We start from the raw sequence: 1,627 nt of genomic DNA on the forward strand, positions 1-1,627 counted from the left end.
ACTCAGTTCCTGCAACCGCCGATTCTGGAGAATAATCCTACGAGTATGTCGGCTGAGTTCGACTGCAAACGGCAGATGCGATAGGTCGTCTGCCATCAATGCAACGTTGGCCGTTTCCAAAGCTACATCTGAGCCTGCGGCGCCCGTAGCGATACCAACAGTAGCATGAGCCATGGCGGGCGCATCATTCACGCTATTGCCAACCATTACGACCTCGGTGGTTTTGCGTAGTTTGTTGACTGCGTCAACCTTGTCTTCTGGCATGAGGTCACCCCATGCCTCGTCCAAGCAAACTTGCTTGGTGACCGCATCGGCTACGCGTTGGTTGTCTCCAGAAATGCATGATCATGCGGGTGATGCCTATGGTACGTAACCGTTCGAGCGCAGGCCGCGCCGATGCGCGCGGTATATCCAAGAGACCGACGCCGCCGAGGTCTCGGCCTGCGTGGCGAATCGCCGTGATGGTTCACCCTTGGTTGCGAAGCCGCTCGACAGTAGCCGCAACCGGCGCAGACCGTCGTTGCCGAACATCCGGGATTGGAAAACGGAACTGAATCGCTTTACGATTCAGTTCGAAGACCGCATGATGCCCTTGTAATCAACCCTACAGGTTACACAAAATTCAGTACACCCCCGTAATTGGGGTGTCAGCCAGCGAATTTTCCGGCAATCTGAACCAATTCAATTCTCTGTCGGTGTCACTCAGATCTATCCCCTCCATCGTCGTTATGTGCGATCTGCAGTGTTAAGCTTCAGAAGTACAACTGAACGGAATACAACCTTAGAAGAAGTCAGGTAGACACCGTTCTGTTAGCGCTTGTCTGACGCGGTTGTAGCACCTCCAGTATTTTTCGTACTGTTTTTTGCTTCATCCTCTTTTATTTGTTGATCACGGGCTTCTCTGCGCTCTTTGTTTTGTTCACGCAGGTTCTCTACCATCTGCCGGTAACGCATGCTCCCATCTTCTGCATGGACTACCGCAGTAACGTTCAGCGCAAATAAAAACATGAAAATCGTTGCTAAGGTCCTCATGGCTATACCTCTCATCTGAAATGGATTTTTGGGACTCGTTAGTATGGTACATGGCGTCACCTGTCCGGCTGGTGACGCTGCGATTACAAAAATGTCATGCTGAAATAGATCAACGATCCGACCTTGTATTACCTCAATGCAATGTCCGTTTCACTTTGGTGACAGAAACGGTGTGCCATCATGTGCTTTGGATAATTCTAAAGGCCCAGCTAAACCACGATGTAACCTTCCTATGGTTCTTGCCGTATTTACACAGAGTATATGGAAAACAACCTGACTTGAGCCTGACCTGAAAATGACATTTATGTCAGAGATCGGGGTTGGGCCATCCGTCACTACAAAACGCACCGAGATACTTCTGAAATAAAAGCGAAGGGTTATGTTCCTTACAGAATTGTAATGAAGTGAATCGCCCCTAGTTTCGTAGACACCTCCTGGCCTCATAATACGGCCCACTAGGAGGTGCCATGAGCAATCCGCGTTATCCCGAAGAATTCAAAATCGAAGCAGTCAGGCAGGTGACCGAACGAGGTCTGCCGGTGGCTGAGGTAGCGTCTCGTTTGGGCATGTCGACCCACAGCCTGTATGCCTGGGT

General features: G+C 50.4%; 3 protein-coding genes. 1 reads left to right on the forward strand and 2 read right to left on the reverse strand.

All coding sequences use genetic code 11. The annotated features are described in order from the left end of the window. Both CNQ84_RS21195 and CNQ84_RS20185 read right to left on the reverse strand, forming a co-directional pair. Positions 1 to 288 (reverse strand): HAD family hydrolase (locus tag CNQ84_RS21195; protein WP_245841571.1); only part of this gene is annotated, 288 nt, incomplete at its 3' end. Between the two features lie 522 nt (positions 289 to 810). Then, entirely contained in the window at positions 811 to 1,032 is a 222-nt protein-coding gene (locus CNQ84_RS20185; RefSeq protein ID WP_083729500.1) for a hypothetical protein, read from the reverse strand. A 467-nt stretch (positions 1,033 to 1,499) separates the two neighbouring features. Between CNQ84_RS20185 and CNQ84_RS20190 the strand changes: the two genes are divergently transcribed. Continuing rightward, positions 1,500 to 1,627: transposase (locus CNQ84_RS20190; protein WP_165771337.1), on the forward strand; the 128-nt coding region annotated here is incomplete at its 3' end.

The sequence above is a fragment of the Pseudomonas abyssi genome (assembly GCF_002307495.1).
Taxonomy (GTDB): domain Bacteria; phylum Pseudomonadota; class Gammaproteobacteria; order Pseudomonadales; family Pseudomonadaceae; genus Halopseudomonas; species Halopseudomonas abyssi.